31 protein-coding genes are annotated in these 25,600 nt (G+C 68.7%); 14 read left to right on the top strand and 17 right to left on the bottom strand.

The features are described from left to right. Positions 1–14: 14 nt before the first annotated feature. Entirely contained in the window at positions 15–2,447 is a 2,433-nt protein-coding gene (locus ACP7AU_RS03030; protein ID WP_426037189.1) for a PAS domain-containing sensor histidine kinase, read from the bottom strand. Positions 2,448–2,577: 130 nt separating this feature from the next. Beyond that, positions 2,578–3,150 (bottom strand): hypothetical protein, encoded by a 573-nt coding sequence (locus ACP7AU_RS03025; protein ID WP_426037191.1) that lies wholly within the window; start codon positions 3,148–3,150, stop codon positions 2,578–2,580. A 263-nt stretch (positions 3,151–3,413) separates the two neighbouring features. Between ACP7AU_RS03025 and ACP7AU_RS03020 the strand changes: the two genes are divergently transcribed. The 3 genes from ACP7AU_RS03020 to ACP7AU_RS03010 all read left to right on the top strand — a co-directional run bounded on the left by ACP7AU_RS03020 (position 3,414) and on the right by ACP7AU_RS03010 (position 6,856). After that, entirely contained in the window at positions 3,414–3,824 is a 411-nt protein-coding gene (locus ACP7AU_RS03020) for a hypothetical protein (protein WP_426050493.1), read from the top strand. Between the two features lie 82 nt (positions 3,825–3,906). After that, positions 3,907–5,400 (top strand): aldehyde dehydrogenase family protein, encoded by a 1,494-nt coding sequence (locus ACP7AU_RS03015; protein WP_426050492.1) that lies wholly within the window; start codon positions 3,907–3,909, stop codon positions 5,398–5,400. A gap of 511 nt (positions 5,401–5,911) precedes the next feature. Continuing rightward, positions 5,912–6,856 carry an aspartyl protease family protein gene (locus ACP7AU_RS03010; RefSeq protein ID WP_426037197.1) on the top strand — a complete coding sequence of 315 codons (945 nt, stop codon included), beginning with the start codon at positions 5,912–5,914 and terminating at the stop codon, positions 6,854–6,856. Here ACP7AU_RS03010 and ACP7AU_RS03005 read toward each other — a convergent pair. From ACP7AU_RS03005 to ACP7AU_RS02980, 6 genes are all read right to left on the bottom strand, one after another. Further along, positions 6,853–8,115, bottom strand: coding sequence for a glutamate-5-semialdehyde dehydrogenase (locus tag ACP7AU_RS03005; protein WP_426037199.1), 1,263 nt, complete (start codon positions 8,113–8,115; stop codon positions 6,853–6,855). The two genes, ACP7AU_RS03010 and ACP7AU_RS03005, sit on opposite strands and share 4 nt — an antisense overlap. Then, positions 8,112–9,266: a glutamate 5-kinase gene (proB, locus tag ACP7AU_RS03000; protein ID WP_426050491.1), complete on the bottom strand. Its 1,155-nt coding sequence runs from the start codon at positions 9,264–9,266 to the stop codon at positions 8,112–8,114. The genes ACP7AU_RS03005 and proB overlap by 4 nt, the downstream gene beginning before the upstream one ends. A gap of 42 nt (positions 9,267–9,308) precedes the next feature. Continuing rightward, positions 9,309–10,160 (bottom strand): KPN_02809 family neutral zinc metallopeptidase, encoded by an 852-nt coding sequence (gene ypfJ, locus ACP7AU_RS02995; RefSeq protein ID WP_426050490.1) that lies wholly within the window; start codon positions 10,158–10,160, stop codon positions 9,309–9,311. A gap of 80 nt (positions 10,161–10,240) precedes the next feature. After that, on the bottom strand, positions 10,241–10,606 hold the full coding sequence (locus tag ACP7AU_RS02990; protein ID WP_426037203.1) for a hypothetical protein: 366 nt from the start codon (positions 10,604–10,606) through the stop codon (positions 10,241–10,243). A gap of 48 nt (positions 10,607–10,654) precedes the next feature. Next, positions 10,655–11,305: a class I SAM-dependent methyltransferase gene (locus tag ACP7AU_RS02985; RefSeq protein WP_426037205.1), complete on the bottom strand. Its 651-nt coding sequence runs from the start codon at positions 11,303–11,305 to the stop codon at positions 10,655–10,657. Further along, a complete protein-coding gene (locus ACP7AU_RS02980; RefSeq protein ID WP_426050489.1) occupies positions 11,302–12,258 on the bottom strand; it encodes a fatty acid desaturase family protein in 957 nt (318 codons plus the stop codon). The genes ACP7AU_RS02985 and ACP7AU_RS02980 overlap by 4 nt, the downstream gene beginning before the upstream one ends. Before the next feature lie 129 nt (positions 12,259–12,387). On the opposite strand from ACP7AU_RS02980, the gene ACP7AU_RS02975 reads away from it, so the two are divergent. The 3 genes from ACP7AU_RS02975 to ACP7AU_RS02965 are packed head-to-tail and all read left to right on the top strand — an operon-like array spanning position 12,388 to position 13,958. After that, positions 12,388–12,792 (top strand): hypothetical protein, encoded by a 405-nt coding sequence (locus ACP7AU_RS02975; protein WP_303694155.1) that lies wholly within the window; start codon positions 12,388–12,390, stop codon positions 12,790–12,792. Beyond that, a complete protein-coding gene (locus tag ACP7AU_RS02970) occupies positions 12,789–12,986 on the top strand; it encodes a helix-turn-helix transcriptional regulator (protein WP_426037209.1) in 198 nt (65 codons plus the stop codon). Before ACP7AU_RS02975 ends, ACP7AU_RS02970 begins: the two co-directional genes overlap by 4 nt. A 36-nt stretch (positions 12,987–13,022) precedes the next feature. Beyond that, positions 13,023–13,958, top strand: a complete 936-nt coding sequence (locus tag ACP7AU_RS02965) for an alpha/beta fold hydrolase (RefSeq protein WP_426050488.1) — start codon at positions 13,023–13,025, stop codon at positions 13,956–13,958. 151 nt (positions 13,959–14,109) lie between these two features. Here the strand turns inward: ACP7AU_RS02965 and ACP7AU_RS02960 are convergent, their stop codons facing one another. The 7 genes from ACP7AU_RS02960 to ACP7AU_RS02930 all read right to left on the bottom strand — a co-directional run bounded on the left by ACP7AU_RS02960 (position 14,110) and on the right by ACP7AU_RS02930 (position 18,701). Next, entirely contained in the window at positions 14,110–14,934 is an 825-nt protein-coding gene (locus tag ACP7AU_RS02960) for a DUF3298 domain-containing protein (RefSeq protein ID WP_426050487.1), read from the bottom strand. 13 nt (positions 14,935–14,947) lie between these two features. Continuing rightward, complete coding sequence (locus ACP7AU_RS02955) at positions 14,948–15,967, bottom strand: UbiA family prenyltransferase (RefSeq protein ID WP_426050486.1); 1,020 nt, start codon at positions 15,965–15,967, stop codon at positions 14,948–14,950. Between the two features lie 36 nt (positions 15,968–16,003). Next, positions 16,004–16,459, bottom strand: a complete 456-nt coding sequence (locus tag ACP7AU_RS02950) for a YkgB family protein (protein ID WP_426037219.1) — start codon at positions 16,457–16,459, stop codon at positions 16,004–16,006. Between the two features lie 61 nt (positions 16,460–16,520). Continuing rightward, a complete protein-coding gene (locus ACP7AU_RS02945) occupies positions 16,521–16,970 on the bottom strand; it encodes a DMT family transporter (protein WP_426037221.1) in 450 nt (149 codons plus the stop codon). A gap of 11 nt (positions 16,971–16,981) precedes the next feature. Further along, positions 16,982–17,452 carry an NUDIX domain-containing protein gene (locus tag ACP7AU_RS02940; RefSeq protein ID WP_426037223.1) on the bottom strand — a complete coding sequence of 157 codons (471 nt, stop codon included), beginning with the start codon at positions 17,450–17,452 and terminating at the stop codon, positions 16,982–16,984. Positions 17,453–17,461: 9 nt separating this feature from the next. After that, positions 17,462–17,869 carry an arsenate reductase (glutaredoxin) gene (arsC, locus tag ACP7AU_RS02935; RefSeq protein WP_426050485.1) on the bottom strand — a complete coding sequence of 136 codons (408 nt, stop codon included), beginning with the start codon at positions 17,867–17,869 and terminating at the stop codon, positions 17,462–17,464. Between the two features lie 43 nt (positions 17,870–17,912). Further along, positions 17,913–18,701, bottom strand: a complete 789-nt coding sequence (locus tag ACP7AU_RS02930) for a hypothetical protein (RefSeq protein WP_426050484.1) — start codon at positions 18,699–18,701, stop codon at positions 17,913–17,915. A gap of 207 nt (positions 18,702–18,908) precedes the next feature. Between ACP7AU_RS02930 and ACP7AU_RS02925 the strand changes: the two genes are divergently transcribed. From ACP7AU_RS02925 to ACP7AU_RS02895, 7 genes are all read left to right on the top strand, one after another. Continuing rightward, positions 18,909–19,661 carry an SDR family oxidoreductase gene (locus ACP7AU_RS02925; protein ID WP_426050483.1) on the top strand — a complete coding sequence of 251 codons (753 nt, stop codon included), beginning with the start codon at positions 18,909–18,911 and terminating at the stop codon, positions 19,659–19,661. 8 nt (positions 19,662–19,669) lie between these two features. Next, on the top strand, positions 19,670–20,044 hold the full coding sequence (gene folB / locus ACP7AU_RS02920; protein ID WP_426037231.1) for a dihydroneopterin aldolase: 375 nt from the start codon (positions 19,670–19,672) through the stop codon (positions 20,042–20,044). Between the two features lie 85 nt (positions 20,045–20,129). Further along, positions 20,130–20,654 (top strand): 6-pyruvoyl trahydropterin synthase family protein, encoded by a 525-nt coding sequence (locus tag ACP7AU_RS02915; RefSeq protein WP_426037233.1) that lies wholly within the window; start codon positions 20,130–20,132, stop codon positions 20,652–20,654. A 72-nt stretch (positions 20,655–20,726) separates the two neighbouring features. Further along, positions 20,727–21,395 carry a hypothetical protein gene (locus ACP7AU_RS02910; protein ID WP_426037235.1) on the top strand — a complete coding sequence of 223 codons (669 nt, stop codon included), beginning with the start codon at positions 20,727–20,729 and terminating at the stop codon, positions 21,393–21,395. 10 nt (positions 21,396–21,405) lie between these two features. After that, entirely contained in the window at positions 21,406–21,795 is a 390-nt protein-coding gene (locus tag ACP7AU_RS02905) for a hypothetical protein (protein ID WP_426037237.1), read from the top strand. Positions 21,796–21,862: 67 nt separating this feature from the next. Beyond that, positions 21,863–22,150 carry a GNAT family N-acetyltransferase gene (locus ACP7AU_RS02900; protein ID WP_426037239.1) on the top strand — a complete coding sequence of 96 codons (288 nt, stop codon included), beginning with the start codon at positions 21,863–21,865 and terminating at the stop codon, positions 22,148–22,150. A 51-nt stretch (positions 22,151–22,201) separates the two neighbouring features. Beyond that, on the top strand, positions 22,202–22,867 hold the full coding sequence (locus tag ACP7AU_RS02895) for a DUF4126 domain-containing protein (protein ID WP_426037241.1): 666 nt from the start codon (positions 22,202–22,204) through the stop codon (positions 22,865–22,867). On the opposite strand, the gene ACP7AU_RS02890 is transcribed toward ACP7AU_RS02895, so the two are convergent. Next, complete coding sequence (locus ACP7AU_RS02890; protein WP_426037243.1) at positions 22,839–23,147, bottom strand: hypothetical protein; 309 nt, start codon at positions 23,145–23,147, stop codon at positions 22,839–22,841. The genes ACP7AU_RS02895 and ACP7AU_RS02890 overlap by 29 nt on opposite strands. Before the next feature lie 159 nt (positions 23,148–23,306). Between ACP7AU_RS02890 and ACP7AU_RS02885 the strand changes: the two genes are divergently transcribed. Then, on the top strand, positions 23,307–23,696 hold the full coding sequence (locus ACP7AU_RS02885) for a hypothetical protein (RefSeq protein ID WP_426037245.1): 390 nt from the start codon (positions 23,307–23,309) through the stop codon (positions 23,694–23,696). Positions 23,697–23,732: 36 nt separating this feature from the next. Here the strand turns inward: ACP7AU_RS02885 and ACP7AU_RS02880 are convergent, their stop codons facing one another. Continuing rightward, positions 23,733–25,592 carry a monovalent cation:proton antiporter-2 (CPA2) family protein gene (locus ACP7AU_RS02880; protein ID WP_426037247.1) on the bottom strand — a complete coding sequence of 620 codons (1,860 nt, stop codon included), beginning with the start codon at positions 25,590–25,592 and terminating at the stop codon, positions 23,733–23,735. Positions 25,593–25,600 lie beyond the last annotated feature (8 nt).

The raw sequence follows: 25,600 nt of genomic DNA, 5'->3' as shown, positions 1-25,600 counted from the left end.
TCCAATGAGCAGTCTCAGGCGGCTTGAGCCCGGATATGTTCGACCGGCGCGCCGGGGCGTTTGATCGGGATGTCGAAGCTGACCGTGGTGCCGACGCCGGGCTCGCTTTCCATCAGCATCTGCCCCTGGTGGAGCTCGATCAGGGCCTTGGTCAGGGACAGGCCGAGGCCGGTCCCTTGTGTCGTCTTGGAATGCTGCCCCTCGACCTGTTCGAAGGGATGGGCCAGGCGTTTCAGGTCCTCGGCCGCGATGCCGATGCCGGTGTCTGTCACCGAGATCCGCACCCGGTCCGCGTTCAGGGTGTCCAGCGACACGGTGATCTCGCCGCCCTCCGGCGTGAACTTCACCGCATTGGAGATCAGGTTGAGCATCACCTGTTTCAGTCCGCGATAGTCGGCGTCGATCTCGGGCAGATCATGCGCCTGCAGCGACAGGATCAGGCCCGAGTCCTGCGCCTTCCCGCGCATCAGCCTTATGGCGTCCTCGCAGATTTCGGTCAGGGACACGGGCTCGTAGTGCAGGGTCATCTTGCCCGCCTCGATCTTGGCCATGTCGAGGATATCGTTGATCAGGCTGAGCAGGTGCTGGCCGGACTTCAGGATGTCGGCGGCGTAGCCCTTGTATCTGGCGTCCCCCAGCGGCCCGAACATCTCGCCGGCCATGATCTCCGAGAAGCCGTTGATCGCGTTCAGCGGCGTGCGCAGTTCGTGGGACATGTTGGCCAGGAACTCGGACTTGGCCTGGTTGGCGGCCTCGGCCCGCGTCATGGCGATCTCGTATTTTCGCGCCAGGAGGCTGAGTTTCTCCTGGCTGGACTCCAACTGGTCGACGGTGATCCGCAGACTGTCGGCGGCGCGCTGGCGCTCCAGTTCCTGGCGTCGGATGGCGGTCACGTCGGCGGCGGTGACGACCGTGCCGCCGTCGCCGGTGAACCGCTCGGACAGCTGCAGCACCCGGCCGTCATGCAGTTCGACCTCGCGAGCGCCGGCGCGACCCTCGGCGGAGGGGCGTTCCTCCTTGATGGCGAGGGCGGCGATACGGTTCAGCTCGTCCTTCATGGCGCCCTTGCGCACCGCCTCGTCGGCGAAGCCGAATGCGTCCTTGAAGGCCTGATTCCACAGGATCAGCCGGCCGTGCTTGTCGAACAGGACGAAGGCGTCAGAGACGCTCTCGATGCCGTCGCGCAGCCGGTTCTCGGCGGCCTGGGCCTGGGCCTTGGCGCGGCGAGCCTCGGTGATGTCCAGGGCGACGCCCAGGATGATGCTGAAGCCGTCCTCGCCGCGCGACCCGCGCGCCTGGCCGCGCGCGTCGATCCAGCGGGCTCCGCCGGTCGCCAGCGGTACGGGGAAGGTCACCTCGAAGGCGCCGAAGGTCGCGGCCTGACGCAGGGCGTGTTCGACCAGATCGCGATAGCGAGGGTGAATTCGCTCCATCACGTCCTCGGCCTTGACCGCGCCGCCGGCGGGAAGGCCCAGCAACTCCGCCATGAAGTCCGACACCACGAGTTCGCCGGCGTTCAGATCCCATTCCCAGACGCCGCAACGCGCCGCCTCGACGGCGACGCGGAAACGATGTTCCGTCTCTGCCCAGGCCTTGGACGCGCGCGCCTGTCGCCAGCGCTGAAGCAAGGCGAGGCCCAGCACCAGGACCCCCAGGCCGAGCGGCGCGATCAACAGCCACAGGTCGCTGATGATGGCGGCGGCCCCGGTCGAGTCCGGCCGCCAGGCGACGACGCTGAGGCCGGTGTCGCCCACAGGGGATGCCGTGGCCCGTACCGCTTCGTTCGGTCTGGGCGAACCGTGAACGACGGTCTGCGAGGCGGTCAGGGCCGACAGCTCGAGGCCCAGTCGCTCTTTCAGTGAGGTGCCGGCAGCGCCCGCGATGAGCCCCTCCGTCGGCGAGACGACGAGGGTGCGCTCGCCGGTCGCGCCGGCGACGGGCGTGCGGGCCACCAGACCCCCGGTCCCTGGGGCGAACGACAGAAGGGCGAAGCGATCGAGGGTCGCCCGAGGCCCAGTGGACCCGGAGGCCGCCAGCGGGCGAAACTCGGCCGGGCTCGCGCCGACGGCCGCGGTGGCGACACCGCCGGCGTCGATCACGGCGAAGGCACTGGCCGGGGCGGCGGCCCGGGCGGCTTCCAGAGCATCCAGCGGACGTTTCGGATTCGTTCTCAGGGCCTCGGCGGCAACGTTTAACCCGAGGTGGGCCCTGGCCAGTTTGGCGTCCAGCAGTGCGGCTCCCAGGTCGGAGTCGCGATGCAGCACCTCGGCCTTCAGCACCGCCGCCTCGCGCGCGGGGCGCGTACTCTCCCGCGCGAACAGGACGACATAGATGGCGAGGCCGAGCGTGAGGGCGAGAACCAGCACCCGGCCCCAGGTCGGCAAGCCTTCGGGACGGTCCTGCGACCGTCGCCCCGGCTGCTGAATGCGGCGCTCTGTGCCCCGCAAGGCGCTCTCCCGGACATGATCGCTGCGGTCCCCGCCGGGGCGGCAGGGTCAGGCGCTGGGCGATTCGACGACGGCTCGGAATCTAGGCTGCGTCGCTGAATCCTGTCGAGGTTTGGTTAACGAAAGTATTCTAGGCGGCGTGCGCGCGAACAGCGGGCGCGGTGGCCTCGGGCGCGGGGGCCAGGGCCTCGGTCACGGACTTGAGGACCTCGCGCGCCTGACGGGCCAGGGCCAGGGTCTCCGGCGGGGCGTCCTCAGGACTTTCGGCGACCGTGTCGACCAGCTTTTGCGCCAGATCCATCAGGCGCGGCGCGGCGGCGATCAGGCGGGCCTGGAATTCGATCCGCTGCGGATCGCGGTCGTACTCGGCGCCCGGCACGCGCCAGCCGCCCCAGTCCGCCGGATCGGTGACCACGACGGGATAGGTGCCGGGATAGGGGTGGTGCGGCACGTCTTCGGCCAGCTGCCACTTGTTGCGCGCCCGCAGCATGCGCCATGCGCCCAGGGCGCCGCCGGCCTCGTCCTCGGCCGGCAGCATCAGTTCGGAGGCCTGGAACTCGCGGCCGAGGCCGACGTCGTAAGTGACCTTGACCGGTTCTTCGAAGCCTTTGGCCCAGACGGGCTGGACCTTTTCGATCTGGGCCCACGCGCCCACGCACTCGACCCAGACCTTCTGGCCCTTCTGGAATTGCGCACGCGCCATGGTCGTCCTCACCCGTTCCGCTCCACCCTGCGGGATCAGCCCTTGACGCCCGGTTTCGCAAGAGGGTGAAGCAGGGATGAAGATGCGACGGAATTCAGTCCGCCGCGCGCTGAACCTACCAGACCGACGCGTTCAGCGCGGGCATCAAGCGTGGCCGTTCATCAACCTGTCTGTTACACAACAGCCGGCTCAGATGCGTGTCAGCTTTAGAGTGGTTTTCTTCACCTCGCAGCCCACCCCGGGCCAGATGAAGGAAGAAGATCATGACGACCGCCCTGACGAAGAAAGCCCTGCTTTCGCTTCTGGCGGCGTCGGCGGTCGCGATCGCGACCCCGACGCTGGCCCAGGACTACGGCCGAGGCCACGGTGACCGTGGCGGCGGCCACGGCCAGAACCACGGCGGCGGCTACAATGGCGGCTGGAACGGCGGCGGCCTGAACGGCGACCAGGCCCGTCTCGCCCAGCGTATTGATCGCGCCGCCTACAACGGCCGCATCAGCCGTCGCGAGGCCCAGAACCTGCGCTGGCAGCTGGACGAGTACCAGCGGCTGGCGTGGCGCTACGGCCGTGACGGCCTGAGCCGCTGGGAGCGCCGCGATCTCCAGGACCGCCTCGACCGGATCGAGCGTAACCTGCGCGACGAACGCCGCGACCGCGACGGCCGCCGCTGGTAAGCTGATCGCAAGCTGATCGAGGGGCCGCTTCCGAAAGGAGGCGGCCCTTTCGCTTTTCCGGTCGTGCGGCTAAGCCGCCGACATGACCGCAGCCCAGAACGCCCACGCCATCCTGACCCGCCTCAGCGTTTCCGAGGCGACCTTCGATCCCTCCGGCCTGCCCACCCGCTCGCCCATCGACGGCTCGACCGGAGCGCCCGTTCGCGTCGCCGACGCCGCCGCGCTCGAGGCCGCCCTGGCCGCCGCCACCGCCGCTTTTGACGCCTGGCGTCGCATCCCCGCGCCCCGTCGCGGCGAGCTGGTCCGGCTGCTGGGCGAGGAACTGCGCGCGTCGAAGGACGACCTCGCCATGCTGGTCACGCTCGAGGCCGGCAAGGTCACGTCCGAGGGTCTGGGCGAGGTGCAGGAGATGATCGACATCTGCGACTTCGCCGTCGGTCTCTCGCGCCAACTCTACGGCCTGACCCTGCCCAGCGAACGTCCCGGCCACCACATGCGCGAGACCTGGCAGCCTGCAGGCCCGGTCGTCGTGATTTCGGCCTTCAACTTCCCGGTCGCTGTCTGGGCCTGGAACGCGGCGCTGGCGCTGGTCTGCGGCGACCCGGTGATCTGGAAGCCGTCTGAGAAGACGCCCCTGACCGCCATCGCCACCCATGCGGTGATGCAGCGCGCCCTGGCCCGATTCGGCGATGCGCCCGTCGGTCTGGTCCAGCTGCTGGTCGGCGGTCGCGAGGTCGGCGAGGCTCTGGCCGCCGATCCGCGCGTGGCGCTCGTTTCAGCCACCGGTTCCACCCGGATGGGCAAGGCCGTCGCCACGACGGTGGCCGGACGGCTCGGGCGGTCGCTGCTGGAACTGGGCGGCAACAACGCCATGATCGTCACGCCGTCCGCCGATATGGACATGGCGGTCCGCGCTATCGCCTTCTCCGCCGTCGGCACCTGCGGTCAGCGCTGCACGACCCTGCGTCGCCTGCTCGTGCATGAGGATATCGCCGACGCCCTGATCGAACGCCTGGCCAGAGCCTACGCCACCCTGCCGATCGGCGATCCGCGCGAGGACGGGGTGCTCGTCGGACCGCTGATCGACGATGACGCGGCGAAGGGCTTCGACGCCGCGCTGAAACAAGCCTTGGAGCAGGGCGGTCAGATCGTCGTCGGCGGAACCCGCGATGGCGCCTATGTCCGCCCCGCCATCGTCCGCATGCCGGCCCAGAGCGCGGTGGTGCAGCATGAGACCTTCGCCCCCATCCTCTACGTCCTGACCTGGCGTGAGTTCGACGAGGCCGTGGCGATGCAGAATGCGGTGCCGCAAGGGTTGTCGAGCTGCGTCTTCACCGACAGCGTGCGCGAGGCCGAGGCCTTCCTCTCCGCCTGGGGCTCGGACTGCGGCATAGCCAACGTCAACATCGGCCCTTCGGGCGCCGAGATCGGCGGGGCCTTCGGCGGCGAGAAGGAGACCGGCGGCGGCCGTGAGTCCGGCTCCGACGCCTGGAAGGCCTATATGCGCCGCCAGACCCAGACCGTGAATTTCTCCGCCGCCCTGCCGCTGGCCCAGGGCGTGCGGTTCGAGGTGTGAGGAAGGGGCCTGCTTCCCTCTCCCGGCGGGAGAGGGCTTGAGCGTCCAGGAGCGCAGCGATTGGAAACGCGAAAGGGTGAGGGGCTGGCGCTAACCGGTGGGGGCACGCCCCTCACCCTTTCGGCCAAGATGCATCGCCAACGCTCTGCGAGCCTCAAGCCCACTCCCACCGGGAGAGGGAAAACAGCCCATACCCATCAACGGATCGTCGGAATCGGCCCTTGAAATCAATACCCGCGTCTAACGAGAGCCCTTTTACCCATCACCCCCTGAAACGGCCCCATACTGATCCCTTTCGCGCGGAGAGGAACATCGTGGGCGAACGCTTCGAACGCTTCGAACGCATCGGACGCTTCGGACGGGGTTTTCAAGACCGGGCCGGCTGGACTCTAGGGACGATCTGGACTCTGAATTCCCGAGTCGGCCGGGCACCGTCCTCCGGCGACGCTGAAGGAGAATTGCGACGCCGTCGCGCCTCGACAGCGCCGCAACCCGTCCCCACTGTCAAGGAATGAATCGCCGCGCCCTCCTGACCCGCGCCGTGCTCGTCGCCGCCGGTCTCGGCGGGGCGTGGTGGCTGAGGGACCATGTGCTGTGGCGCGATCCCGGCGTCGCCTTCGGACCGGAGGGAAACAGCGGCTGGCTGCCCTATGACGAACGGCGCGCCTCGGTGCCTACCGTACGGGTGACCGTCGCGGGCCAGCCGGTCCGCGCCCTGGTTGATTCCGGGGCCCAGTATTCCGTCATCGACCGCAGCCTGTTCCAGCGGCTGGGCCTGACCCAGGCCTTCGATATTCCACTGGTCGCCTATGGAGTCGGCGGCGGCGCCCAGATGGGGCGGGGGGTGACACTGGACGTGGCGGTCGGTGCGATGCGGATCGAGGCGCTCCGCACCGCCATCCTGTCGTTGGGGCCGCTGGCGGTCGGCGAAGGCCTCTCGGCTCCGCTGATCCTCGGTCAGGACCTGCTGGGCGAGACGGTGCTGGAATTGGACACCGAGGAACGCCGCATGCGGTTCCTGCCGCGTGAGGGCCACGTCCTGCCGACCAACGTCGCCGCCATCCCGGTGTCGAAGGCGAGCGGCGCCCTGACGACCGAGGTGACCGTCGAGGGCGCGACGATCCAGGCCGTGGTCGATACCGGCGCCTCGGCCCTGCTGGCCCTGTCGCGAGAGGCGGCGGAGGGCGCGGGCCTGCTGGACGGTCGGCCGTCGCAGCGTGGGAGCAGTATTGTCCTCGGCGGGTCGATCGACTCGCAGATCGTCCGGTCACGGACCATCACCGTCGGCGACCAGATCTATCGCGACGCCGACACGCCCATCTATGCCGACGTGCCCCTGCCCGGCTTCCCCGCCGCCCTGGTCGGGATGGAGGCCTTCGCGGGGCGTCGGATGGTGCTCGATCTCGGCGGGGGTCGTCTGCACGCCTCGCGACCGCTGGACCTGACCATCGGCTAGGGTCGGGTCTGGCCGGTCCCGCGCACAACGTATTTGTAGCTGGTCAGCTGTTCGGCGCCGACCGGCCCGCGCGCATGCAGGCGCGAGGTCGAGATGCCGATCTCTCCGCCGAAGCCGAACTCGCCCCCGTCCGCGAACTGGGTCGAGGCGTTCCACAGCACGATGGCGCTGTCGACGCGGTTCAGGAATTCGGCCGCCGCCGCCTCGTCCCCGGCCACGATCGCGTCGGTATGGCCAGAGCCATGGGTGTGGATATGCTCGATCGCCGCGTCCGTCCCCTCGACGATCCTGACCGCCAGGATCGGCGCCAGGAATTCATGCCCCCAGTCGTCGTCGGTCGCAGAGCGCATCTGCGGCACAAGCGCCCTGGCCTCCGCATCGCCTCGCAGCTCGCAACCGGCTGCGATCAGCGCCTCGGCCACCGGCGGCAACAGCCGCGCCGCGCCCGCCCGATCAACCAGCAGGGTTTCCGTCGATCCGCACACGGACACCCGCCGCATCTTGGCGTTGACCACGACGTCGCGCGCCATCCCCACCTCCGCCGAAACGTGCAGATAGGTGTGGTTGATCCCCTCCAGATGGCCCAGCACCGGAACCCGCGCCTCGGCTTGCACCCGGGCGACCAGGCTCTTGCCGCCGCGCGGAATCAGGAGGTCGATGGCGCCTTCCAGCCCCGTCAGGAGCGCGCCCACCGCCGCCCGGTCTGGCGTATCGACCAACTGAACCGCGTCCGCGGGCAATCCCGCCGCCGCGAGCCCCGCGACAACCGCTGCATGGATGGCCAGCGAACTGTTGAGACAGTCAGACCCGCAGCGCAGGATGGCGACATTGCCCGAACGGATGCACAGGGCCGCCGCATCGGCCGTCACATTGGGCCGGCTCTCGTAGATGATGGCCAGCACCCCGATCGGCGTCCGCACCCGGGCGAAGTCGAGACCGTTCGGCCGGGTCCAGCGTACGGTCTCGACGCCCAGCGGATCGGGAAAGGTCGCGACCTCGGCGACCGCCGTCGCCATGGCCTCGATGCGCGCGGGATTCAGGGCCAGCCGGTCGATCTGCGCCTCGGCCATGCCATTCGTCCGGGCCCGGTCGATATCGCGGGCGTTGGCCGTCAGGATGTCGTCGGCTCGCGCCCTCAGTGCCATCGATATGGCCCTCAGGGCCGCCGACCGCGTGTCGGCCGGGGCCAGTCGCACAGCGTCCGCCGCCGCCCGTGCGCGCCGTCCACGCACGCGCATCGCCATGTCCAGATCGCTCATCTGTGCAGCACCAGGTCGTCGCGGTGGATGGCCACGCCCGGTCCCTTGTAGCCGACCAGATCCTCGATCTCGCCGGAGTGATGGCCCCGGATCCGGTCCATCTCGTCGGCGGCATAGGCAGCCAGCCCCACGCCCAGCACCCCGCCATCGGCCCCGATCACGCGCACGCAGTCGCCCCGGTCGAACCGGCCCTCGACGTGTTTGACGCCTGAGGCGAGGAGGCTGCGTCCGCTCGCCAGCGCCTGGGACGCGCCGTCGTCGACGGTCAGCGCCCCTGCCGGTTCCAGACTGCCCGCGATCCAGGCCTTGTAGGCTTGCAGGGGTGTGGCGGTCGCGGTGATCAGGCTGGCGCGTGCGCCTGCGGCGACCGCACTCAGCGGCCGCGCCTCCAGTCCCGAGACGATCAGGGTCGCGCACCCGGCCGACCGGGCGATGCGCGCCGCCTCCAGCTTGGTCGCCATGCCGCCGGTGCCCACGGCGGCGTCGGCATTGGCCCCGCCCGCCATGGCGAGGATTTCGGGCCCGAGGCTCTCGATGATCGGCAGGTGCCGGGCCGCCGGATCGCGACGCGGATCGGCCGTGTACAGACCATCGACGTCCGAGAGCAGGATCAGCAGGTCCGCCCGGACCAGCTGGGCCGTGCGCGCCGCCAGCCGGTCGTTGTCGCCGTAGCGGATCTCTTCCGTGGCGACGGTGTCGTTTTCGTTGACCACCGGCACGACGCCGAGCTTCAGCAGGGCCTCCAGCGTCGCCCTCGCATTGAGCCAGCGCCGCCTGCGTTCCGTGTCGTCGCGGGTCAGCAAGACCTGTCCGGGCGTCAGGCCCGCCCCGGCCAGCGCCGCCTCCCAGGCCTGCATGAGCAGGGATTGTCCGACGGCGGCGGCGGCCTGTTTCTCGTCCAGCCGTGCATTCTTCTCCAGCCCGAGCCGACCGCGCCCGAGCGCGACGGCCCCCGACGACACGATCACGACCTGTCGCCCCTGGGCCCGCAGCGCAGCGATATCAGCGGCCAGACCGGCCAGCCACAGGGTCGCCGGGGCCTTCTGGTCCACCACGAGCGAGGACCCGACCTTGACCACGATGCGTCGCGCCGCGCGCAGGCTGGCGGCGGGGGAGGCGACTTCGGGTGTGGTCAGGGCAGGGGCGGTCACGGCGCGACCATGCCGCGCCGTGTGCGATGCAACAAGCGGCCTTTAGAGGCCTTGGAACGTATCGCAGCTCGCCGGATCGCCGGTCTGATAGCCGCGTTGCAGCCATTCCATTCGCTGGGCCGACGAGCCGTGGGTGAAGTTCTCCGGGCTGACCTGTCCGCCCGAGCGACGCTGCAGGGTGTCGTCGCCGATGGCCGAGGCAGTGCGCAGGCCCTCCTCCAGGTCGCCCTGTTCGACCGCGACCTCGCCGCCGGAGACGGAGGCCGCATTGGCGGCCCAGACCCCGGCGTAGCAGTCGGCCTGGAGCTCCAGCGCCACGGAATAGCGGTTGCCCTCGGCCTCGGAAGAGGCGCTCTGCTGCGCCCGCTGAACCTGTTCAGACGCCCCGGTCAGTGTCTGGACGTGGTGGCCGATCTCGTGGGCCAGGACATAGGCGCGCGCGAAGTCGGCGCCGGAGGCCCCGAGCTGGGTCTCCATTTCCTGCCAGAAGGCGAGGTCCAGATAGACCTGGCGATCGGTCGGACAGTAGAATGGCCCCATCGCCGACTGACCGAAGCCACAGCCCGTGGGCGTGCCTTGCTCATAGATGACGATGTTGTCGGGCGGCCGGTAGCCTTCGAGCTTCGTCGCCCAGACGTCGTTGATGTTCTTGCCCACGATATCGACGAACAGACCGGCTTGATCCTCAGGCATACCCTGGACCCCCTCTTGCGAGGTTCCCGCCTGCCCGAACTGGCTGGCGACCTGGGTGGTGGTCGAGGGGTCGATGCCGAAGACGAAATAGCCGATCAGGGCCAGCACGGCGACGCCGATGCCTCCGCCCGCAACGGCTCCGCCGCCCATGCCGCGGCGATCCTCGATCCCGCCGCCTCGCTGTCCGCCCTGCCAACGCATCGCCGTCTCCCGTATGTCCCGCTCAAGCTAGGCCGGAACGCAGCCGGAGGGGAAGGGATGCAATCCTGTCGCGGCGCCCGCTATCGCGGTTGACGCGCCAGCCAGTCGTCGATCTGACCCACGCCGGACGAGACGGCTTCACGGCGCGCCGTGGCCGCTTCGCGCGCTCGCCGCTGGGCGTCGGGCGAGGCTGGGACATCGACGAGAGGCACATAGGGCTCCGGCTGGCGCTGGGCGCGGATTTCCGCCTCGGTCAGGCGGGCGCTGAGCTGCTGCTGGCGAGCATAGGCGGCCTGTTGTTCGGACTGAAGGCGCTGGGTTTCCATCCGATCGCGCAGCCGATCGGCCATGGGGTCGCCGATATAGGGCTGGCCAGGCGAATACACCTGCGCCGACGCGGTCCCGGCGGACAGGACGGACAGCAGGATGACGGCTGCGACTTTCATGTCCATCAAGATGGGGCCAGACGCCGTTTCGACCAAGCGTGGCCGCGATCAATCCAGCGAGAAGACCGAACTGCGCTTGATGGCGAAATCCTCCAGCTCGCGCGTGGTCGGCACCTGGTATTCGGCCAGATGGGTCAGGCCGTCGGTGCGGAAATAGGTCCGGTGCGGATCGCCGATGAAGACCTGCGATCCGTGTGATCGCGCCTGTCTCAGCCAGGCCATGACCCGTTCGGTCATCGGCTTTTCATAACAGACGTCGCCGGCGCAGAGGATGTCGACCTCGGGCGGAGCCGCGTCCAGCAGGTTGGCGTCGGTGAAGGACAGGGCCACGCCGTTGGCCTTGGCATTCAGCCTTACCGCCGCTTCGCAGAAGGGGTCGATATCGGCGCACAGCACGCTCGCCGCGCCCGCCTTCATCGCCGCCACCCCGACCAGTCCCGATCCGGTGGCGAAGTCGACGACGGTCTTGCCGGCGAACGTGTCTGGGTTATCCAGCACCCAGCGCGCCAGCCCCTGTCCGCCCGACCAGGCGAAGGCCCAGAACGGGGGCGGCAGGCCCAGCTCGCCCAGTTCCTCCTCCGTCAGTTTCCAGATCGGGGTGATCTCGTCGGCCAGCCACAGGGAGATCTCCGGCGCATGCGGCACTGCCTGCAGCCGGGTGTTGGCCAGGATGAAGGCGGCGGGATCGGTGATGGTCACGCGGTCTCGGCGATCCGTCCGGACGCGGCCTGACGCAGGACGCTGACATAGCCGGGCACCACCTCCATCCGCTCGCCGGGCCCGGTCGCCCGGATCGCCTTGTGCAGGCTCGGCAGGTTCCAGCAGGCGACGTGCATGAACAGATGATGCTCGGCGTGGAAATTGACCCAGTAGGGGGCGATCAAGGCGCGCTCCCACCAACTCGCGCGGGTCGTGCGGGCGGCGCGGAAGGGATCGGTCGCCGAGCCCTCGACGCAGGCGTGTTCGGCGATGTTGCGCAGGCGCGTGACCAGCGGGAACCAGGTCGCCATGGGCAGCAGCCACAGGGCGAACCAGGCCCACCAGACGCCGGCGACGATGAAGCCTGCCAGCATCACAGCATTGACCAGCAGGAAGGGCGCGACCGAGCGGCCGGTGACGATGGCGTCATAGTCATGGGCCTCCCCGGCCGCCAATCGCTTCCGCAGCACGGCCAGCGGCAGCAGGACCAGCTGCTTGAAGAAGGTCTGGCCGGTCAGGTCGCGGATCATCTTGCGCCGCAGGGAGTCGCCGGAGACGGGGAAGGGCGCCGACAGGACCAGATCGGGGTCTTCCGGCTGCTGCGCGAAGCGGTGGTGTGACAGGTGGTAGGGGCGATAGGCGTCCAGCGACGCTCCGATCGGCACGGCGCAAAGCCAGTGGCCGAGGACATCATTGAGCTTCAGGGTCTTCGCCAGCGCCCCGTGCGCCGCCTCGTGCATCAGGATGGCGAGACCCAGCTGGCGCGTGCCGATGATCATGACGCAGAGCGGGATCAGGATCGGCTGCCAGACCCCCGCCAGGACGGCCAAGGCGATGACGCCCCAGCAGTGGACGACCAGCAGCGGCCCCTTCCACGCCGAGCGCGCCTGGAAGGGCGCCCATGCGTCGGGAGCGAAGACCTCGGCGGGCGATATGCGCGGGGCGGCGGGCATGGCGGTGATGATAGGCCGCCTCCGCGCGCCCACCAAGCTGCCTCGATGCATGTCAGCATCACCTAACAAAAGTCATGTTGACCTGACAAAATCATCGTGTAAGGTGGGCCTTACAAAAGGAGTTCGCACATGGCCTCGTGGAAGACAATGGATCCGGCGCACAAGCGCTATGTGATCCGCACCAACATGTTCATGACCGGCTATGTCCTGGTCAATGTGGCGGCCATCTTCGGCGCTTTCGACGAGATCATCGGCAAGGCGGCTGGCGTGGTCCTGGGCCTGTGCGTCGCCGCGCCGATCGCGGGGCAGCTTTGGGCCACCCTGTCGTTGATGAACGAGGCCGACGAGTTCGTGCGCGCCCTGACCGCGAAACGCTTCGTCATCGCCTCCGGACTGGCCATGGCCCTGTTCAGCGGCTGGGGCTTTGCCGAGAGCTACGGCGGCGCGTGGCATGCGCCGGGCTGGCTGATCTACCCGCTGTTCTGGGGCCTGTTCGGCCTGATCTCTCCGTTCGTGAAGAGCACGGGCCGATGAAGAACACGTTGCGCGAGTTGCGCACCGGCAAGGGCTGGACCCAGGAACAGCTGGGTCAGGCGCTGGGAGTCTCTCGTCAGGCCGTCAATGCGCTCGAGACCGAAAAGCACGACCCGTCCCTCGACCTCGCCTACCGCATCGCCGCCCTGTTCGAACGCGCGGTGGAAGACGTCTTCGACAATCCCCATGCCTAATGCATAAGTCAGCATAACCTTACAAAGGAGACTATAATGTTTTCACGCGCCTTTCCTGCGTGCCGGCGCCCCCGTGCCTGGTTCGCGATCATTGTCGGCGTCTTTGTCGCCTGTATCGTGGCCAACGACCAGGCTCACGCCGAGCCCGCTGGCGCCTCGCAAACTGCGCCCTTCGCCTCCGACCGGCTTTCGGTGGAGGTGATCGGCTCCGGCCCCGACGTCATCCTGATCCCCGGCCTGGCTTCGTCGCGCGAGGTCTGGCGTCCGCTGGCCACCCGGCTCGCCGCCACCCATCGGGTGCATCTCGTTCAGCTGGCGGGCTTCGCCGGCGAACCCTGGAACCACGGCGACGGCCCGTTCGTTACGCCCGAGGTCGAGGAACTCGCCCGTTACATCGCCGTGCTCGGCCTCGATCATCCAGCGGTCATCGGCCACTCGATGGGGGGGCTCAGTGGCCTGCTGCTGGCCCAGTCGCATCCGGATCGCGTCGGCCGACTGATGATCGTCGATGCCCTGCCGTTCTACAGCGCCATGTTCGGCCCGACCGTGACCGCTGATCAGGCTCGTCCCTTCGCCGCCCAGGCCGCCGCTGGCATCCTCGCGGCAGACGAGGCCGCCTTCCGGACGCAACAGGGTCAAACTGCGGCGAGCCTCGCCCGGGATCCGGCCATGCGCGAGCACATCATCAACTGGTCAATGGCGAGCGACCGGCACGCCTTCGCCGCCGCGATGAGCGATGTGATGACCACCGACGCCCGTCCGGGCCTGGCCGCCATGACCACCCCGGTCACAGCCCTCTACGCCACCGATCCGGACGGCGGCCCGCCGCCCGCCATGGCGCAAGGCCTGTGGGAGCGGGAATACGCCGCCCTGCCGGGCGTGAAGGTGATCCGCGTCGACGCCAGCCGCCACTTCATCATGGCCGACCAGCCGGCGCGCTTCGACGCGCTGGTGGACGAGTTTCTGAAGTAGGCCGTGATGTTTTCCCTCCCCTTCATGGGGAGGGACGATCGCGCAGCGATCAGGGTGGGGTACGAATGGCGAGTTCGCACGGACGGACAGGCCACACCCGACCTCGCTTCCCTCGGCCACCCTCCCCATAGAGGTGAGGGAGAAGATTGCGTCAGGCTTCCGGCTTGGGCTGGCCGGCGAACTCGTCGGCATAGGCGGGAGCCAGCAGGGACCGGAAGGCGCTCTGCGGGACGGTCACCTCGTAGGCGCCCTCGGAATAGGGCCCGACCATGTAGGGCCCGATCAGGAAGACCAGTCCGCCCGTCTTGTCCGGCATCGTGCCCTGGGCCAGCACGAAGGGAAGGCTCGCCGCGCGCGGGCATGTCCACATATCGCCGCCGGTCAGGGACACCGTCCGGGCCTGCGGGTCGCGCTTCCTCTTTTCCGCGTTGATGGCGGCGCACAGGGCATTGTCCAGCGCCGACAGGTCGCCGGTCTTGGTGAACAGGTCTGCCGCCGCGAGCTCGCGCTTCAGCGCCTTGTCCCAGAGGATCGCGGCGAACGACGAGTTGGGGTGCGCCCCGCCTGTGTATTCCGAATCCGTGCGGATCAGGCTGAACAGCTTGCCGGTCTCGGCGCCGGGCGTGATCTCGATGGACTTGTTGTAGGCGCCCATGCCCGCGTCGCCGCCGGCCTCGGTGCGGTCGGCCTGGGCCCCTTCGGAGAACTCGCGCAGGTCGCGGATGGCGGCGGCGTAGAGGCGGGCGTGAAGGTCCGGCTGGGCCTTGATCGCGACAGGCAGGGTCAGGCTGACCTCGGCGAAGGCGGTCTTGGACTCAAAGGCCATCGGGGCGGCGGCGTCGGCCGGGGTCACGATTGCGCCGGTTCCAGCGGTGGCGGCCGGCGGGGCGGGCTCGGCCGCCTTGTCGCGGTTGCAGCCGGCCAGGGTCGCGGCGACGGCGAGGCTCAGAACGGCGAGACGAAACGGCATGGTCATGGCGATCTCCTGACTAGACGGGCAGTGATACGGCGCCGAGGGCGATGGCCGCCAGCAGGATCAGCCCCGCTTCCCGGTTCGACTTGAACAGTTTCAGCGCCAGGGCGCCGTCGGCGGGCCTCAGGGTGCGCACCTGCCAGGCCAGATGGGCGGTGTAAACGAGGAGGCCGACGTAGAAGGCCACGCCCAGTCCGGCGACCGCCCCGGCGGCTACGGCGGACAGCACGGCCAGCCCGTAGAAGGCGGCGACTCCGGTCTTAACGCCCTTGCCCAATCGGCGTGCCGAGGACTTCACCCCGACCATGGCGTCGTCCTCGATGTCCTGCAGGGCGTAGAGGGTGTCGTAGCCGAGGGTCCAGAACACGCCGCCGACGTAGAGCAGGATGGCCGCGATCGTCAGTTCTCCGTTCACGCCCGGCGCGACGGCGAAGGTCAGCCAGTCGCCTGTCACGACCTTCCATTGGCCATTGGCCCAGACGAGGAAGGACAGGGCGCCGGTCGCGGCGCCGTAGCCCATCAGCGCGCCCCAGGTAAACGTCAGCCCCAGCCAGGCCTGCGGCCACCAGGTGATCCGCTTCATGAAGGGATAGGCCGCCACCAGCGCCAGCGACCCGACGCCGAGAAGCACCGCCGTCAGGTTCAGCGTCAGCAGGATCGACAGGCTGACCAGGCTGCACCCGATCACGAACCGCCACGCCTGCCGCACGCTGATCCGTCCTGACGGGATCGGCCGCGCCGCCGTCCGCGCGACCTTCAGGTCGATCTCGCGATCGACGATGTCGTTAAACGCGCAACCCGCCGCCCGCATCAGACAGGCGCCGACGGCGAAGCCGACGAACAGCCACAGCTCATGGAGGTCGGGTATCGTCCTGTACTGGGCCAGCGCCAGGGTGATCCCCTGCCACCCGGGCAGCAACAATAGCCAGATCCCGATCGGCCGGTCGAACCGCCCCAGCTTCAGCCAGGGCTTCAGGCCTTCGGGCGCTCGGGCGTCGACCCAGTTGCGGCCGGCGTCGGGGAGGGGGGCTGACATGGCGGACGGATAGCACTCCGTCCGCCCGGCGTCAGGTCACAGGTCGAGCCGTTTCCACGCGTCTAGCGCCAGATAGACGCAGATGGCCAGAAGCCCGACGTCCTTGGTGAGGAACTGCCCGGTCGAGCCCAGGGCGGGGAAGCCGTAGCCGTCCTGCCAGATGCCGGGTGCGGTGAAGAAGAAACTCAGCGTCACGACAAAGGTCGCCACCCCCATCAGCGCGCCAGGCAGTCCCGCCCACGGGAAACGGCCGCCTAGGGCGATCAGGACGCCTGCCGTGACCTCCAGCACGCCGATCACCGCGGAGGCGCCGCCCACGCCGACCAGCGGATAGAGCCAGCTGAACAGCCAGTAGTGTTCGGCGATGCCGCGAACGCCCTCGGCCTCGTAGGGCAGGAACTTCATGTAGCCGAACCACAGCAGGATCAGGGCGATGCCGAACCGCAGGGCGGCGCGGCCGTCGAGGCGAGGCGGGGACAGGGATTCGATCATGGAGGCTCCGGTGAAGGTTCCCCTCCGGTTCGCCGCCAGGCTCGAAACGGTTACAGCGCGCCTAGCTCCGGCGCACCAGAATGACGCCGCCGATGACCAGGGCCACGCCCGCGATCCGGCCCAGATTGACCGGGGCGCGCGGCACGCCGAAGGCGCCGAAATGATCCAGCGCCAGGCTGATGATTAACTGGCCCGCCACCATCAGGGTGATGGTCATGGCCACGCCAAGCCGGGGCACGGCCCAGGTCGCGGCGACGACGAAGATCGCGCCGTACAGGCCTCCGACCCAGGCGTACCAGGGCAGACCCTTGGCCGCCGTGATGTCCGGCCGCGTGTGCAGAATGGCCGCGAGGATACCCAGCGCGGCCGTGCCGACGGCGAACGAGACGAAGGCCGCGTTGACCGGGCTGACCAAGGCTGTCGCCAGCCGGGCATTGGTCGGGGCCTGAAGCGCGGTGGCGCCGCCGGCGAGGACGACCGCCAGCATGGCGATCCAGGGTGCGAAGTTCATACGTTCAGCCTCTACCAGCGCGGATCGACGGGCGCACCGCCGAACATCTCGGCCATCCGGTCACGGGTCGACCGGTGCGCATCCTCGGGCAGGCTCCGCGGATCGAACCAGCCGGTCTCGGCGATCTCGCCATGGTGGGTCAACGCGCCCGCCTCGAAGGCGTCGAAGCGATAGACCAGGACATGATCCCCCTTGAAGAACCGCTCGTTGGAATGGACCGAGACCAGCCGGCCGGGCGTGGTCGCCCTCAGCCCCGTCTCCTCGAACAGCTCGCGCGCGGCGGCGTCCATGGTGGTCTCGCCGCGATCGACACCGCCGCCCGGAAGCCACCAGCCGGCCAGATAGGTGTGTTTCACCAGCATGACCCGCCCCTGGGCATCGACCGCCACGGACCGCACGCCTAGCGTCATGCCGCGCTGCAGGCGCGAGTAGGTAAAAAACAGCGGCCGGGTGAAGGGCTCGATTCGGACGCGCCAGTTCATGCGGCGACGCTACAGGACGACGACCTCGCCGTCCTCCTTGACGAACCGTTCGGGCCGCCGGTCCAGGACCTCGAACACCCGCTCCGACGGCCGCCCCATCACCACGCCCAGCGGCGTCTCGACGATCGGCCGGTTTACGAGGATCGGATGCTCGACCATGGCCGAGATCAGGGTCTCATCGGACACCGCCGGATCGAGCAGACCCAGCGTTTCGGCGGGCGTGCCTTTCTCGCGCAGGACGGCGCGGGCCGGAACGCCCATGCGCGCGATCAGATCGGTCAGTTGCGACGCCGTCCAGCCGCTCTCGAGATAGAGCACGACCTTCGGCGCATAGCCCTGGTCGAGAATGGCCCGGAGCACATTGCGAGACGTGCTGCAGTCCGGGTTGTGGAAGATGGTCACGGGAAAGTCGGTCATGGCCGCCTTGTCCGACAGGGACGGCCGACGATCAACGCCTGCGTCAGACCGCCGGGATCGTGCGGCCCGTTCCGCCGCCCGGATGGCCGCCCGCTCGCTGGGGCAGTAACAGGATCAGCCCCACGATCACGACGGCGAGCACGGCCGATGCGACAGGTCGGCCAAAGGCCAGTCCGCCGTGGTCCAGCGGCTTGTCGAGGAAGTCGCCCACCGTCGCGCCCAGCGGTCGCGTCAGAATGAAGGCCGCCCAGAACAGCAGCACCCGATTGACGCGCGTCCACAGCGCCAGCCCGGCCACGACCGCCAGCAGGGCTCCGAACACCGCTGCCGCGCCCAGGTAGCCCAGCCCGCCGGTGTCCGCCGTCCAGTCGCCCAGCGCCGTGCCCAGGGTCTGGGACAGAGTGATGGTCACCCAATAGAAGATCTCGGCGCGGGGCGAGCTGACGGTGTCGGACTGAATCTCGCCCTCGACCCTTCGCCAGACGAACAGCGACGCCAGCACTGCGGCCAGCAGCAAGGCCGAACCACCCGTATAGCCGATCCCCAGCGACCGCGTGGCGAAGTCGGCCAGGGTGGTCCCGGCAGTGGTCGAAGCGATGATCGTCGCCCAGTACAGGAACGGGTGAAACCGCCTCGCCCGGATCTGCGCCGCCACCAGCACCAGCAGGATCGTGGCGAAGATCGCCGTGCCGGTCAGATACCCCAGCCCCATCGACATACTGACGGTATCGCCGCCGGTCTCGCCCAGGGTCGTGGCCAGGATCTTGATCAGCCAGAAGCCGGCGGTGATGGCCGGGACCTTGCTCAGGATATCGCGTTCGCTAGGGTTCACGGCGGTCGCCTTGTTTGTTCGTCACAACGCTGATCTTCAATCGGGGCTTTGTTGCGTTCCAGGCCTTGCTCGCATCGACACCTTGAACCGTTCGACTGCGCCCTCTATTCCGGCGTCACAATCAGGAGCTCCCCATGCTGGCCCTCTACATCATCCTCGGCTTCGTCGCCGTTCTCGGCGCCATTAACCTGTTCGAGTTCGGCCGAGTTGACTGAACCCCAGCGCGGCGCGGCGCTCGTCACGGGCGGTGCGCGCCGGATCGGCCGCGCCATCGTGCTGGCTCTGGCCGCGCGCGGCCATGACGTCGCTATCCACCATCGGGATTCGGTCGCGGACGCGGAGCAGTTGGCCGAAGAGGTGCGCGCGCTCGGTCGCCGCGCCGCGGTCCTGCCCGCCGACCTGACCGACGAGGCCGGGACCCGCGCCCTGATCCCGGCGGCGGTCGAGGTGCTCGGCCCGATCTCCATCCTGGTCAACAATGCCTCAGTGTTCAAGGATGACCGCGTCGGCAGCCTGTCCCGCGAGACCTGGGACCTGCATCTGGAGACCAACCTTCGCGCCCCCCTCGTCCTGGCCGAGGCCTTCGCCGCCCAGGCTCCCGACGGCGCCTCGATCGTCAACCTGCTGGACCAGCGGGTGCTGAAGCCCGACCCGCGCTTCTTCTCCTATGCCCTGTCGCGAAACGGCCTGTGGTGGGCGACGCGGACCCTGGCCCAGGCGCTGGCCCCTCGCATTCGCGTCAATGGCGTCGGCCCCGGTCCGACCCTGGCCTCGATCCATCAGTCGGAGGCCGAGTTCGCCGCCGAACAGGCCGCCATGCTTCTGGGCCACGGCCCGTCGTCCGAGGACATCGCCGGAGCCGTCGTCTATCTCGTTGACGCCCGCTCGGTCACCGGCCAGATGATCGCCGTGGACGGCGGCCAGCACCTGGCCTGGCAGACCCCCGACATCGCCGAGTGAAACCCGCCGTGATCCAACCCCTTTCGGCCGCCCGGCGCGCCAACCTGACCGTTTTCGTCAAGGGCCTGCGGGTCGAGGCCGGTATCGGTGTCTACGACCACGAGCACGGCCGGCTGCAGACCCTGGTCATCGACGTGACCCTCGATCTTGGCCCCGCCGAGGTCCACGGCCTTTCCGACACCATCAACTACGAAACCGTCGCCGCCTCCGCCCGCCGCATCATCGCCGAGGGCCACGTTGGCCTGGTCGAGACCTTCGCCGAGCGGCTGGCCCTGCACTGTCTGGAGGATGCCCGGGTGCTCGGCGTGACCGTGCGGATCGACAAGCCGGACGCACTGGAGGCCGCCGACGGGGCCGGGTGCGAACTGACGTACAGACGCTGAAGGGTCTCGTCCGAAGGACAAGGGGGCTGCTGATTCGGCTCCAGCCTTGCCTTTGCCGGCTTTCGGCACGACATGTCGCCGCGCAATGCCCCAGGTTCGTTTCACCCGCCGTTTCTCGATGGCCCACCGCCTGCTCTCCGACCCCGCGTCGCGGTGCGCGGTGCCGCATGGCCACAACGAGTTCGTCCACGTCGTCCTGGCCACGGAGGCGGAGATGGATTTCGGCGCCTCGAACTTCGTCACTTCGTTCGAAACGCTGAAGGGGCGCTGGCACGGCTTCATCGACAAGGCCGTGGATCACGCCTTCCAGCTGAACGGCGCCGATCCCATGCTGGCCTGGTTCCAGGCGAATGAGCCTCAGCGGGTCGCCCGCCTGATGGTGTTCGACGGCGATCCGACGACCGAGGCCTTTGCGGTCGCCCTGCGTCGCAAGCTGGACGCCATCCTGGCCGACGACGGCTCCCCCTACCGCTGCGTGGAACTCACCCTGGAAGAGACTCCGACCAACGCCATCATCATCGGCGAGCACCTGAGCGCCGCCGAACGCGCCTGGGCCGCCGGAAGCTGGATCGATCGGGCGGATCTGTCGATCAACGACCTGAAGGGGTAAGGTTACGCGCGGTTCGGCTTGCCTCCGACCGGCGGCCCCGCCATTGTCCTGACCATGAACGCGAGGACCCCGATGGCCGAGCCCGGCGATCCCAATGCGCCCCAGACCTCTGATCCGGAGCTGCATGACGACGACCTGATCGGTTTTGCCTCGCCCGCCGCGCTGGAGGGTCAGATGCGCGCGCCCGCGCCGCACCCGGTCGAGCCTGAATCTGAAGCGCCGGCTCCCGAGCCCGAGCTTTTCGTCGCGAAGCCCGGCCCGGTGGACGCCCCGGTTCCCGAGATCGCCGCGCCGAAGCCGATCCCGAGTCCGCCGATCACGGCGGAACCGATGCCGCAATGGGCCCGCGAGACGCCGATGCCCGAACAACCCGTCGGCGTTTTTGCGAGTCGCCGCCAAGAGCCCGCGCCGATCGACGGCGCCATGGGCATCTATGCCGTCTATGCCCTGATCCTGTTCGCCGTGCCGACCCTGGGCGTCTCGGCCCTGATCGCTCTGCTGGCCGTCACCGGCCGTGCAGGTCCGCAAGGCGAAGTGGCCGCCAGCCATTTCATGTTCCAGCAGCGCACCCTGTGGGCCGGCGCCGTCGTCGCCCTGCTCGGCGCCATCCTGATCGCTGTGGGCCTGGGCGTCTTCGTCCTGTTCGTCCTGGCGGTGTGGTTGATCCTTCGCGGGGCCGGCGGCGTTCTGAAACTCAAGGCGGGCCGTCCGATCGAGCGACCGCGCGCCTGGCTGTTCTAGGAGAGTCCCCATGTCCGACGCGTCGCAACCTCGGCTCGAGCCCGGCCACGAGGCCGAGGGCAAGCCCGCCGCCCTGATCGCCTGGGGCCTCTACATCCTGTCGATTCCGTCGGCCAATGTGCTGGTCCTGGTCGGCTTGGTCGTCGCCTACGCCGCGCGCGGCTCCGCCACCGGTCTCCCGCGCCAGCATATCGAGGCCCAGATCGCGCTGTTCTGGTCGGTCTTCTGGTGGACCATCGCCCTGTGGGTGCTGATCGCGATCAGCATGGCGGCGTCGATCATCCTGATCGGCATCCCGTTCCTGCTGCTGTTCGGTGCCCTGTGGTTCCTGCTCAGCATCTGGTTCACGGTGAAGAGCATTCTCGGCGTCGTGAACCTGATGTCGGACAAGCCCGCCTGATCAGGCGTGACCATACGGAACGGTGCGTCGACCCAGGGGGTTTGACTGCCGTGCCGAGGGGATACTCATGACCGAGTTCTGCGACGTCGTGGCCGAGCAACGGTACGAACAGGGCTTTACCGACGCCGACGGCGAAACCCGTCGCGTCTGGGCCGATTATTCGGTTCAGGGGAACCGTCGCGCCATCCTTCACGTCGAGGCCGAGGACGAACTGCGCGGCTCCGGCGCAGCGGGCAAATTCATGCAGAGCCTCGCCGACCACGCCCGCGCCGGGAACCATAGACTGACGCCGGTGTGCAGCTATGCGGTCGCCTGGTTCAGGCGGCATCGGGACTACGCCGACGTGATCGGCTAAACCTTTCGGGGCGCTACGTCATTCGCCCGGCAACGGACCGGCAGGAGCAGGATGGACAGCATCGACCTTCAAGCCGTTCAGCAAGGGCTCGGCGCCGCTGCCGGTCCGCTCCAGACCTGGGTCCTGCCTGCCCTGCTGGGGCTCGGCCTCGCTTCGGCGACCGGGCTGCGCACCTTCCTGCCGCTGCTGATGCTGGCCCTCGCCGCGCGGTTCGGCCTGTTCGGCATCCAGTTGAACGACCAGATGGACTGGCTGGCGGACTGGCCCGCCATTGCGGCGCTTGGCGTCGCTGCGGTCGTCGAGTTCGCGGGCGACAAGATCCCCGTCGTCGATCACGGCCTCAACGTACTGGGCGCCTTCACCAGACCGGTCGCCGGAGCGGTCGCGGCGGGCAGTGTGTTCGCCGGCCTCGACCCGACCACGGCCGCCATCGCCGGGGTCATCGTCGGCGCCCCGACCGCCTTCGCCTTCAACGCCGCCCAGGGAGGAGCCCGCCTGACCTCCACCGCGACGACCGGCGGCGTCGGCAATCCGGTCCTGTCCCTGATCGAGGACGTGCTGGCCTTCTGCACGGTGATCCTGGCCTTCCTGGCCCCGATCCTCGTTCCGGTGGTGCTGATCGTCCTGGCGGTTCTGGTGTTCCGCCTCGCGAAGCGCCTGCGGCAGAGGCTTTACGCCCGTGACGGCGTCACGGCAGGCGCGACACGATCGCCTTGATGGTCTGGGCCTTGGCCGGCAGGTCCTCGGCCAGGCGCGACGCGATTTCCCTTGCCCCGACCGGATAGGCGTCGCCGCCCTTGGCGATCTCGTCGGCCAGGGTCGCCGCGTCGTTCAGGATTTTTTCCAGCGCCTCGACCTGCTCAATGGCCAGGGCGCGTGCTTCCATCTGTAGGCGCCTGACCCGCTCGCTGGTGCTTTCGGGGGCGCGCATGAGGTCATAGACCTCGGATTCGACGACGAGTCTCAGGTCGGGCTTGTTCGGCTTCTTCGTCGGCATCGGCAATCCTCTTTCACGGAGGACAATGGTGATGTGGTCAAGCTGTTCCTCGCCTTCGCGGAGCGTTGTGTTTGTCGTCCCGACTGTTGCCGGGGCGCCGCAGCAGGGGCTGACTCCCGCGGCCCAAACGGCTAGGCTTGAGCAGTCCGGAGGGAAACCATGCGTGTGTTTCAGGCGGGAGTCGGGGTGGCGCTGGGTCTGATCGCGGGGGCCGCGAGCGAGCCCGCGGCGACGCAGGAACGCGTAGTCACGGAAATTCCCTATATCACCTGTGACGGCTCGCTGTGGCGGGCGCGTCTCGACGGCGAACGGTTTCTGCATACGGCTAGAGACGCCGATGCGGGGCACGAAGACACCGTCATTTATTATCAAACCTGGGACGGAGGCTGCTGGCGTGCGAGGTGGGACGCCGATGCACGCCGGTTCGACCATTCGCCCTTCGGCGCGGGGTCGGCCCATCCCGACGCGATCCTGAACTTCCTCGACTGGGAAGGTGTGCCCTGGACCGCCCGTCGCGACGGTGACGACTGGATCGTCACGCGACCCTAGAGCCCACAGAACATCGCGCGGGTTCGGCCGGCGACCTCAGGCCTCTTCCTGTTGCCGCTCTCGCTCCTCGGCGGTCATGACCTCGGCGGCGTCCTCGTTCAGGGCCTGGGCCTCGCGCCGCGGCTTGACGTAGGGCTCCGGCTGCGGCGTCGTCGTATTGTTGCGCCACAGATTGCGGCCGGCCTGCAGCCCGCCCGAGACCTGCAGCACCAGCCTCTCCTCGTCGCGACGACGCACGTCCTCGATGGTCTCGCGCGCCTCGTCCTCGGAGAAGCCGAGGTCCTTCAAAACATGCTCGCCGAACGCGAGAGCGCTTTCGAAGGTCTCGCGGATATGGAACTCCACGCCCGCGTTGATCAGCCGGATCGAATGACCCCGATCATAGGCGCGCACGAACAATTTGGTCAGCGGGAACTCGGCCTTGACCAGTTCCACGATCCGGTCCGCCGCCTCAGGCTTGTCGACGCAGACCAGGATGGTCTCGGCCCCCTCGGCGCCCGACGCGCGCAGCACGTCCAGGCGCGAGCCGTCACCGTAATAGACCTTGAAACCGAACTTTCCGGCGGCCTGGATCATCTCCACATCCATGTCGATGATCGAGACATCGACGTCGCGGGCCAGCAGTGGCTGCGCCACGACCTGGGCGAACCGGCCGAAACCGATGATCAACACCCGCTCGCGCAGGTTCGCGGCCCGGTCCACGCCATCCGCCGTGTCCGGATCCAGCGCCTCGTCCGGTCTCAGCCTGTCGGCGATAAACAGCCGAAGCGGTGTCAGGGCCATCGACAGAATGACCATCGCCGACAGGATCGCCGCCGTGCGCGGATCGAACAGGCCGGCCGCCCCCGCCGTCGCATACAGGACGAAGGCGAACTCCCCGCCCTCGCCCATCAGGGCGGCGCGCAACAGCCCTTCGCCGTGGCTCTGTTTCAGCCGGGCGACGGCATAGACGCCGATCATCTTCAGCGCCGAGAAGGCTACGACCCCGCCCAGCACCCAGGCCCAGTCGCGCACGACCACGGCGAGGTCCAGCGACATGCCGATGGCCAGGAAGAACAGGCCGAGCAGGATGCCGCGGAACGGCTCCACATCGGCCTCCAACTGGTGCCGGAACGTCGATTCCGACAGCAGCACGCCGGCCAGAAAGGCGCCCATGGCCATGGATAGTCCGCCCAGACTGACGGCAAAGGCGGAGCCCAGCACCACGACCAGCGCGCCCATTGTCATGACCTCGCGCCCGCCGTAGCGCGCCAGAAGGCGGAACAGCGGGTTCACCAGCCAGCGCCCCGCGACATAGACCCCGGCCACGGCCGCGACCGCTGACCCGATGGTGATCCAGACCGGCCTCGCGGCCTCCACGGCCGTCCCGTAGGTCGCGGCCAGGGCGGCGACGATCGCCAGCAGCGGCACGATGGAGATGTCCTCGAACAGCAGCACCGACACGACCCGCTGGCCCGCCGGTCCGGATTTCTCGTTCCGCTCGTCAAGCAACTGCATGACGATGGCCGTGGACGACAGGGCGAAGCCGAAACCGGCGATCACCGCTGCATACCAGGGCAGACCCGCCAGCAGGGCGGCCCCGGTCAGAAGGACGGCGCAGGTCATCACCTGCACGGCGCCGAGGCCGAAGATTTCCCGCCTCAGGCTCCACAGCCGCGCCGGGCGCATCTCCAGCCCGATGATGAACAGGAACAGCACGATGCCGATCTCGGCCACATGCAGCATGGTCTCTGGCTCACGCACGACGCCCAGGGCCGACGGTCCCAGGATCAGACCGGCCGCCAGATAGCCCAGCACGGCGCCCAGGCCGAACCGCTTGAACAGGGGCACGGCGACGACCGCCGCCGCCAGCAGCGCCACCGCGTGGCCCAGACCCATTCCCGTCGGTTCCGCCATGATCCGTC

The organism is Brevundimonas sp. SL161 (assembly GCF_049896985.1).
Lineage (GTDB): Bacteria > Pseudomonadota > Alphaproteobacteria > Caulobacterales > Caulobacteraceae > Brevundimonas.
Note: the sequence above shows the minus strand (reverse complement) of the source record. Positions and strands in the feature narration are given on the sequence as shown.

Bases quoted from the DNA above. Each gene is read 5' to 3' on its own strand.
- ACP7AU_RS03025 (WP_426037191.1), bottom strand. From the start codon at position 3,150: ATGGCGCGTGCGCAATTCCAGAAGGGCCAGAAGGTCTGGGTCGAGTGC.
- ACP7AU_RS03020 (WP_426050493.1), top strand. From the start codon at position 3,414: ATGACGACCGCCCTGACGAAGAAAGCCCTGCTTTCGCTTCTGGCGGCG.
- ACP7AU_RS03015 (WP_426050492.1), top strand. From the start codon at position 3,907: ATGACCGCAGCCCAGAACGCCCACGCCATCCTGACCCGCCTCAGCGTT.
- ACP7AU_RS03010 (WP_426037197.1), top strand. From the start codon at position 5,912: ATGAATCGCCGCGCCCTCCTGACCCGCGCCGTGCTCGTCGCCGCCGGT.
- ACP7AU_RS03005 (WP_426037199.1), bottom strand. From the start codon at position 8,115: ATGAGCGATCTGGACATGGCGATGCGCGTGCGTGGACGGCGCGCACGG.
- ypfJ (WP_426050490.1), bottom strand. From the start codon at position 10,160: ATGCGTTGGCAGGGCGGACAGCGAGGCGGCGGGATCGAGGATCGCCGC.
- ACP7AU_RS02990 (WP_426037203.1), bottom strand. From the start codon at position 10,606: ATGAAAGTCGCAGCCGTCATCCTGCTGTCCGTCCTGTCCGCCGGGACC.
- ACP7AU_RS02980 (WP_426050489.1), bottom strand. From the start codon at position 12,258: ATGCCCGCCGCCCCGCGCATATCGCCCGCCGAGGTCTTCGCTCCCGAC.
- ACP7AU_RS02975 (WP_303694155.1), top strand. From the start codon at position 12,388: ATGGCCTCGTGGAAGACAATGGATCCGGCGCACAAGCGCTATGTGATC.
- ACP7AU_RS02970 (WP_426037209.1), top strand. From the start codon at position 12,789: ATGAAGAACACGTTGCGCGAGTTGCGCACCGGCAAGGGCTGGACCCAG.
- ACP7AU_RS02965 (WP_426050488.1), top strand. From the start codon at position 13,023: ATGTTTTCACGCGCCTTTCCTGCGTGCCGGCGCCCCCGTGCCTGGTTC.
- ACP7AU_RS02960 (WP_426050487.1), bottom strand. From the start codon at position 14,934: ATGACCATGCCGTTTCGTCTCGCCGTTCTGAGCCTCGCCGTCGCCGCG.
- ACP7AU_RS02955 (WP_426050486.1), bottom strand. From the start codon at position 15,967: ATGTCAGCCCCCCTCCCCGACGCCGGCCGCAACTGGGTCGACGCCCGA.
- ACP7AU_RS02950 (WP_426037219.1), bottom strand. From the start codon at position 16,459: ATGATCGAATCCCTGTCCCCGCCTCGCCTCGACGGCCGCGCCGCCCTG.
- ACP7AU_RS02945 (WP_426037221.1), bottom strand. From the start codon at position 16,970: ATGAACTTCGCACCCTGGATCGCCATGCTGGCGGTCGTCCTCGCCGGC.
- ACP7AU_RS02940 (WP_426037223.1), bottom strand. From the start codon at position 17,452: ATGAACTGGCGCGTCCGAATCGAGCCCTTCACCCGGCCGCTGTTTTTT.
- arsC (WP_426050485.1), bottom strand. From the start codon at position 17,869: ATGACCGACTTTCCCGTGACCATCTTCCACAACCCGGACTGCAGCACG.
- ACP7AU_RS02915 (WP_426037233.1), top strand. From the start codon at position 20,130: ATGCCCCAGGTTCGTTTCACCCGCCGTTTCTCGATGGCCCACCGCCTG.
- ACP7AU_RS02910 (WP_426037235.1), top strand. From the start codon at position 20,727: ATGGCCGAGCCCGGCGATCCCAATGCGCCCCAGACCTCTGATCCGGAG.
- ACP7AU_RS02905 (WP_426037237.1), top strand. From the start codon at position 21,406: ATGTCCGACGCGTCGCAACCTCGGCTCGAGCCCGGCCACGAGGCCGAG.
- ACP7AU_RS02900 (WP_426037239.1), top strand. From the start codon at position 21,863: ATGACCGAGTTCTGCGACGTCGTGGCCGAGCAACGGTACGAACAGGGC.
- ACP7AU_RS02895 (WP_426037241.1), top strand. From the start codon at position 22,202: ATGGACAGCATCGACCTTCAAGCCGTTCAGCAAGGGCTCGGCGCCGCT.
- ACP7AU_RS02890 (WP_426037243.1), bottom strand. From the start codon at position 23,147: ATGCCGACGAAGAAGCCGAACAAGCCCGACCTGAGACTCGTCGTCGAA.
- ACP7AU_RS02885 (WP_426037245.1), top strand. From the start codon at position 23,307: ATGCGTGTGTTTCAGGCGGGAGTCGGGGTGGCGCTGGGTCTGATCGCG.
- ACP7AU_RS02880 (WP_426037247.1), bottom strand. From the start codon at position 25,592: ATGGCGGAACCGACGGGAATGGGTCTGGGCCACGCGGTGGCGCTGCTG.